A 7,858-nucleotide genomic window follows, 5' to 3' on the forward strand; every position below is an offset into this window, starting at 1 on the left:
TTTACTCTATTAGTTCGAGATTTAATTTATTTCTAATTTCGTTTAAGCTTAAGTTGTATTCCAATTTTGCATTGATTGTAATAGAAATAGACCCGGTCTCTTCGGAGGTTATTATTGTTATTGCATCAGAATTTTCAGAAATCCCAAGTCCTGCTCTATGTCTTGTTCCAAATGCTTTGCTAATAGAATCAACATTAGATAATGGTAAAAATGAGCCTGCATATTTTAATTTATTTTTGCTAATTATTACAGCTCCATCGTGAAGAGGGGTTTCTCGTTCAAATAGTGATATTAGTAGTTCACTAGATATTAGTGCATCAATTTTAGTTCCTTTGTTTATTATTTGTTCTAGTTGTATTTTTTTTTCAATACATATTAGACTGCCAGATTTGTTTTCAGACAGGTGTTCAACTGCTTTTAGAATTTCAGAAATGACTTTTAAAGTTTCTTCTTTTTTATTTGAAAGTTTAAAAGCTAAATTGAAATTTCCAATTTGCATTATTATTTTTTTTATTTCTTGATTGAAAAGTATGACTATTGCTATTGGTAATATATTGGCTATATAATTTAACAGCCAGCTAATAGTATGGAGATTTAAATAATATGAGATAATTCCTATGGAGGTGATGATCAGCATTCCTTTTAGTAGATTTGTAGAATAAGAATTGATTACGTTTTTATATATGTAATACACTAGAATGCTAATTAAGCTTAGATCTAAAATTCTTGAAAAATTATCTTTTATTTGATTTAAATCATTTATATCCATCACAAATTTTCTACTCAATGTTAAAACACTGTACTTATTGATCTATATTAGTATAATATAAAATATATAAATAAGCACAGTTTATAATTAAATTAAATTGTTTTTTGAATTTATGAATGAAAGAGAAAATATTATAGCTTTAATATTTGATTTTGATAATACTCTTATTTATGGTAATATGCAGCAAGTGTTGTTTGATGAATATTGTGTTGATTCTTGTTCCTTTTGGAAAGAAGTTGAAGGTTTAGAGTATGTTTATAAGCAAAATGGTTATAATATAATTTCTAACGAAATGATATATTTATCTCATTTTTTAACCTACGTAAGAGAGGGTTTTTTTAAAAGTCTAGATAATAGAGTATTATTTAATTTAGGTGCTAAGTTAAGATTTTTTGAAGGGGTTATTGGTTTATTTGAAGAGATATTTGAAATAAATAAGAAGTTGGAAAGTAATAATTCGCAAGTTAAGATTTATATTGTTTCAAGTGGATTTAGACAAATGATTTTGGGAAGCAAAATTGCACCTTATGTGAGTAAAGTGTGGGCGTGTGAGTTTATAGACTCTTATTTGATGCCTTTTTATGCGCTTAGAGATGAAAAATTTTCTAAAAATAAGGTTTTAAGTAGTGTTTGCTACTTTGTAGATCATACAATAAAAACCAGGGTTATTTTTGAAATTAACAAAGGGTCTTATGAGAAAATTAACGAGAGAGTGCCAAAGAGTAAAAGGCAAATTCCTTTTAAAAATATATTTTACATTGCAGATGGATTTAGTGATATTCCGGCATTTGAAATTTTAAATAATATTTTAAATCATTGTAAAAATACCTTGACAGTGTACTATGGAGATGATACGAATGCAAAAAAATTGTTTTATGAGAATAGAGTAGGAGATTTTGCTGAGGCCAATTATAGCAAAGGCACTAAACTGTATAATTGGATAATGGAGAAAATTTGTTTGAACTTATAATTCATTTAATTTATTTTTGTTTAATTATTGATAAAAGCATTAAAAAAAACGAAAAGAGGAGATATGTTTAAAGATTTGAATACAAATCAAAGGCTAAAACCTTGGAGAGTAGAATCTGTTTTTTATTGTATTGTTATAGTTTCAATATTTATTGGAGCTTTTAAAATAGCAGAAGCCGTACTTAAACCCTTGGCTATTTCTATAGTGTTGGGATTTTTAGTTTATCCTGTTTATACTTTTTTGGCAAGATTCAAAGTTCCAAAATTTTTAATAGTTTTTCTTATATTTTTTTTATTATTTTCTTTTTCTTATTTGATTTTTAGTTTTGTTTATTACAGTGTTACTGTTTTAATGAAGCAATTGCCCTACTATCAAAATCAATTGGCATTTATTATGAAAGATGTGCTTAGTCGATATAAAGTTGATAGTTCTGTTATTAATGATATGAATTTTTCTGGCTACATTTATCCGTTTTTAACAAGAGCTTCTAATGAGATTATTGGATTTACAAGTAGCTTAGTAGTAGTTTTTTTGTTGTTGTATTTTTTGCTTTCAGAAATACATGTTTTTGGAATGAAACTTGACAAAGCTTTTAAAAAGCCAGTATCTACTAGATTTATTGAAGCTCTAGATACGATTAATAATCAAATTGGAAAATATTTAGGGATAAAAATTTTTGTGAGCTGTTTAACAGGAATTTTAGTGTTTATTGGATTAACTTTGTTTGGACAAGACTTTCCTCTTGTTTGGGCAGTTCTTACTTTTGTTTTTAATTTTATTCCCAGCATTGGGTCTATATTGGCTGTGTTTTTCATTGTGATAACATCTTTAATACAATTTTATCCAAATTTAAACATAGTGCTTTATATATTAATATACAATACTTCTGTTCAAGTTTTGATTGGAAATATTCTTGAGCCTAAAATGCAAGGGGAAAGACTTGATATTTCACCATTTTTGCTCTTATGTTTTTTGTTTTTTTGGGGATGGCTTTGGGGCATTGTGGGCCTTTTAATAGCTTACCCTTTTACTGTCATTGTAAAGGTAATAGTTGATAATGTAAGCTGGTTAAAGTCTTTTTCTGTATTTTTAGGTGGTTCTGAGATTTTAAACAATGTTGGTCATGTTTCAGATAAAGATAGGGAGATTTGATTTTGAAAAGAAAGGTTATGCTTACAGGGGATAGACCTACCGGTGCTCTACATTTAGGACATTATGTAGGATCTGTAGTAAATCGGTTGAAATTTCAAGAAGAATATGAAACATATTTTATTATAGCCGATTTGCATACTTTGACCACAAGGCCCGATTTAAAAAGTATCAATACAATACCTTATAATGTTAGAGAAATGGTTTTAGATTATCTTGCTTGTGGAATTAATCCTAATAAGGTTAGTATATATTTGCAATCAGCCATACCTGAGCTCTTTGAGCTTCATTTAATATTTTCAATGATTGTTACTGTTGCTCGTTTGCAAAGGATTCCAAGTATAAAGGACATGAGCATTGTGGCTGGACTTAAAGATGTTCCTTATGGTCTTTTAGGATATCCTGTTCTTATGAGTTCAGATATTTTAATGGCAAAAGCAAATTTAGTTCCTGTTGGGCGTGACAATGAATCTCATATTGAATTTGCAAGGGAACTTGCAAGAAGATTTAATCATTTGTACGAAAATAATTTTTTCCCAATACCCGAATCTGTTTTCACAGATTCTCGTCCTTTGGTGGGTATTTATGGTAAAAATAAAATGAGCAAGAGTCTTGATAATGCAATTTTTTTAAAGGATACTGAAGATTTATTAGAAAAAAAAATTATGTCTATGTATACAGATCCAAATAGAATAAGGGCAGATATTCCTGGTAATGTTGACGGTAACCCCGTTTTTATTTATCACAGTATTTTTAATAGTAATCATGAAGAAGTTGAAGATCTTAAAAGTAGGTATAAGAAGGGCAAAGTAGGTGATGTTGAGGTTAAGAAGAAATTGTTTTTAGCTTTGAATAGCTTTTTAAAACCAATCAGAGATAAAAGAAGTTTTTATGAAACAAAAAAAAAAGATTACATTAATGAAATTATTTTTGATGGTACTAGCAAGGCAAGATTTATTGCAAATAAAGTAGTAAAAGATGTTAAAGATTTAATAGGACTTTCAAAAACTTGGAATGGAATAAAATGTAGTGTTGAAAAAATGAAGAATGAAAATTGCTGATTTTATGCAGACTTATAGTAGCGATTAACTTATGATTTGAATCAAACAGTATTAACTATTCAGTTTTGCATAACAATAAACTAAAGGTCTAATAACTGTAAAAATATCTTTTTTTTTGAGATTGCAAAAATTTACACTTTTAATCAAATCATCTACAAATAAATTCTTTTGACAACCATTAAAAGATATCCGATTTTTTAAAAGACAAAAATGGAAATTCAAAACTAACGTCTTTGTTAATATAAGCTGGGGGTATGCCCTTAAATTCAAGTATTTTAGATTCATATAGCATATATAAACCTTCATTTACCTCTCCCCTATATTTAGCTAAATAAAAACAATTCCCCATTAATATTCCAAAAGAAAGATATATAAAAAAATTAGTTCTAAATTTTTAAGATCGCAAGAAAAAAACATAATAATCACCTTTTTCTGAATACAAAAATTTAGAAGAATCATAAAAATATTTAATGGATTTAAAATTATCAACAAAATTCATCAATAAAAACTAAAATCCTTAAGATAAAGTTAATTAATATAAGCAAAAAAACAAATTTTTAAGTATAATAATATAAGCTATCATATTATTGATTATTATAGAAATAATATGACTAAAATATCAATGAGAAGAAATTTACATGCTTAAACAATATTCACTTAACATGAAAAATTTTAAAAAAGCTTTTGATGAAATGATATTTTCTCCTTCGGGATTTAGAAAAATTTTTGCAAAATCAAAAAATGAAGATTCAACAGAAAATGAAATAGGTAATGAAGATAAAGTATTAATAGCGCTAATAATCTTCACAGTATCAAATTATTTTAAAAATGAATCCAAACCCTATATTGGATTAGGATTAGACTCAAGACCAACCGGTAACATTATTGTAGAAATAACACTAAAAATATTAATAACAAGCAAAGAAAAGATTAAGTTTTTTGGCATACTTCCAATAACTGAAATTTTAGCTTGTACAAAAAAAAGCAAAGATTCAAAGGGCTTCATTTATATCTCTGCAAGCCATAATCCAACAGGATACAACGGGATCAAAATAGGGTTAAACGATGGTGGTGTATTAAATTCTGCAAAAACTCATGAAATAATAAAACAAATTAAAAATAATAGCCAAAACGAAAAATTAATAAATCATTTAATTAATATTCTAAACAAATTTGATGAAAATAAATCCCATTTAGAGCATTATAACAAAACAATAGAATTAGAAAGAAAAAATAAAAACCAATCTTACGAAGCATATAAATCATTAATACATGAAATAGCGTATGAAAACGATATTAATAATAAAAATATCGAAAAATTAAAGAAAAGAATACTAAAAAATCCAATTGGAATAATAGCAGAAATGAATGGAAGCTCTAGAATAAATTCAATAGATAAAGAATTGTTAGAGTCTTTGGGATTAAAAATAGAATTATATAATGACAAAATAGGTATTTTTAAGCATAATATTATTCCCGAAGGAAAATCTTTAAATGAATGTAAAAAGATACTACAAAAAAAATATATACAAGACAATTTTTTTGAACTAGGATATGTACCGGATTGTGATGGAGATAGAGGCAATCTAGTGTTTATAGACAAAGTTACAAACACTGCAAATATCATCGAAGCACAAAAAATATTTGCACTTGTAGTAATTTCAGAACTTAGCTATCTTTATTATACAGGAATAAAAAATGACATAGCAATAGTAACCAACGATGCAACATCTCTAAATATTGAAAAAATTGCAAATTTTTTCAATGCCAAAGTTTATAGAGTAGAAGTTGGAGAAGCCAATCTAACAGAAATGGCAGATGATTTAAGAGCCCAGGGATTGATTGTAAAAATCTCGGGAGAGGGATCAAATGGGGGTTGCATAATAGATCCTTCAAGAGTAAGAGATCCAATTACTACTCTGATTAGTATCGTAAAATTATTAAAAATGAAAGAACTTTACCAAATATGGTGCAAATTGTCTAAAAACTACTATAAAGAAGAATATAGCTTGAAAGATATTTTAAACACAACAAATTTTTACAGCAATGTAATGGTATCATCTAAGAAAGCAAATTTAACAAATCTTAAAATAGAAAATCAAGAAATTTTAAAAAGAAATTATGAAAATCTATTGATTAAAGAGATAGAAAGCAATAGGTTATTCCAAGGATTATCAATAATTGATTATGAAATAATTAATTATGAAGGCAAAAGACAATCTAAGATTAGAACAGGAGATGCCTCGGGAGGATTAAAGGTATTATTAAAAACTGATAAAGAAATTGTTGCAACCTTATGGATGAGAATCTCAAAAACAGAACCAGTAACAAGGGTGCTCAGCGAGGTTATTTATACAAAAAGAAACATTTTATTCAAACTACTAGAACTTAATAAAAGCTTAATAGAAAAGGCAAATATGATATAATAAAATAATTAAAATTATCAATATTTTATTTTAAGGATAATAAAAATGATTATGCTATTTTAGCTTTGCTTGCAGGTCACGGTTAAAATTTTAAAAGACATTTATTTATAGATTTGGAAAAAAATTCCTTAGTAAAATAAAGTTGTTTTAAAGATTTGTTTTCGGTCTTTATCAATTTGTGTTTAGATAGCTGGGTATTTTCTTGTTAAAAATTTCAAAAAGAATGAAAATGGTTAAAATTTTTTATGTCATAAAAATAGAAATTCCTAGATCTAAAAGAATAAATTCTTTAAAAGAAGTTGATAATTTAGAGTAAATGCTGTAGTTATTGGGTATGAAATCAATTTCAAATTTTAAGGTAATTAAGGGAAGGCTTGGATAGAGAAATGCATTAGTTGTTTTCCCTGTAAATATAGTGGTTCTTAGGGTTAAATCGACTTGGGTTCCAATGAAGAATTTTATAGTAATTGTATCAGCTATAATTGAATATTTAGCAATATAAATAGTGAAAGCCAAATTGAAATAAGTATTTGAAGCAAAATTTTTATTTATTGGGATAGTAAAGAAATTGATGGGACTGAACTGTATTTCAATCCATTCGTTATAAGATATCAATATTCCGATGAAGGCAATGTATTTGTAGTCTTCATTATAAAAGATAGGGTTTATATAATTATGGTAAATTATACCCATTTTCATTTTTTTTTTAATTATATCTTCTTTAGGAAATTCCCAGCAGGAAATAGTTAATTTATTTTGAAAACAAAATAAATTAACGCTAAACATTAATAAAACAGCAGTATATTTCATTTAATCAGCTTATAATCGTATACTATATATTATATACTATAAAGAAAAATTAATTGACGTTAAAAAAGAAAACTTACAAAAAGATTGTGAGTATATAAAGATAAACATTTTCAATATTGCCATTGAGAGCCGCCCTATTTGATTGAAAAGAATAGTTGGAGAAACTCGCTTATATTCTGAAAAAAAGGGGGAGGGTAAGTTTACAGTAAATTAGTAAAGCCGATTTCTTTAATTCCCATCAATAGTGATAACACCATCAAGAATTTTTTGATAAACCCTTCAATATTTATAAATTTATAAGCCTGGGTTTTAGCAATTACAAAATGTTGTGTAAACCGATCAAAACTAAAACATGTTATAAGACAGATGCTTTTTTTAAAAATACGTTTATAGTTAATTAACGTAAAAAAGAATTACAAAATATTACTAATATATACTATATATACTCTTTATGTAGACTACAAACTCTTTATTTTTAATATCTTTAGTTTTAAAATCCATTATGATGCATAGCTATATTTTTATAGCTATAAACATTATTTTCTTTAATTTGTAAAAGTTCTTTAGTTTCTCTATTGCTTTCTTTAAAAATCACTTTGCTAAAAGTAACTTTTTCACCATTTTATAACAATATTTTTAAAATAATAAACTTAACTTGAATTGTTGGCTTAGT

Annotated in this window: 6 protein-coding genes and 1 pseudogene; 4 read left to right on the forward strand and 3 right to left on the reverse strand. The window is 26.4% G+C overall.

Features of this window, described 5'->3' with window-relative positions; all coding sequences use genetic code 11:
• Window position 1: 1 nt before the first annotated feature.
• Complete coding sequence (gene cdaA / locus BLO14_RS04240) at window positions 2–772, reverse strand: diadenylate cyclase CdaA (protein ID WP_091973270.1); 771 nt, start codon at window positions 770–772, stop codon at window positions 2–4.
• Window positions 773–881: 109 nt separating this feature from the next.
• Here cdaA and BLO14_RS04245 point away from each other — a divergent pair, with 109 nt between their 5' ends.
• From BLO14_RS04245 to trpS, 3 genes are all read left to right on the forward strand, one after another.
• The gene (locus BLO14_RS04245) at window positions 882–1,739 is read left to right on the forward strand and encodes a hypothetical protein (protein ID WP_091973271.1); all 858 of its coding nucleotides are present in this window, start codon (window positions 882–884) and stop codon (window positions 1,737–1,739) included.
• Window positions 1,740–1,802: 63 nt separating this feature from the next.
• On the forward strand, window positions 1,803–2,891 hold the full coding sequence (locus BLO14_RS04250) for an AI-2E family transporter (RefSeq protein WP_091973274.1): 1,089 nt from the start codon (window positions 1,803–1,805) through the stop codon (window positions 2,889–2,891).
• Window positions 2,892–2,893: 2 nt separating this feature from the next.
• Window positions 2,894–3,949: a tryptophan--tRNA ligase gene (trpS, locus tag BLO14_RS04255; RefSeq protein WP_091973277.1), complete on the forward strand. Its 1,056-nt coding sequence runs from the start codon at window positions 2,894–2,896 to the stop codon at window positions 3,947–3,949.
• A 54-nt stretch (window positions 3,950–4,003) separates the two neighbouring features.
• On the opposite strand, the pseudogene BLO14_RS06225 reads toward trpS, so the two are convergent.
• A pseudogene (locus BLO14_RS06225) lies at window positions 4,004–4,436 on the reverse strand (UTP--glucose-1-phosphate uridylyltransferase); the annotation flags it as partial.
• Between the two features lie 151 nt (window positions 4,437–4,587).
• Here BLO14_RS06225 and BLO14_RS04265 point away from each other — a divergent pair.
• Window positions 4,588–6,375, forward strand: a complete 1,788-nt coding sequence (locus BLO14_RS04265) for a phosphoglucomutase (RefSeq protein WP_200780509.1) — start codon at window positions 4,588–4,590, stop codon at window positions 6,373–6,375.
• 243 nt (window positions 6,376–6,618) lie between these two features.
• On the opposite strand, the gene BLO14_RS04270 is transcribed toward BLO14_RS04265, so the two are convergent.
• Window positions 6,619–7,185, reverse strand: a complete 567-nt coding sequence (locus tag BLO14_RS04270; protein WP_091973280.1) for a hypothetical protein — start codon at window positions 7,183–7,185, stop codon at window positions 6,619–6,621.
• Window positions 7,186–7,858: the final 673 nt, after the last annotated feature.

It is taken from the genome of Borreliella japonica (assembly GCF_900099615.1).
GTDB classification, from domain to species: domain Bacteria; phylum Spirochaetota; class Spirochaetia; order Borreliales; family Borreliaceae; genus Borreliella; species Borreliella japonica.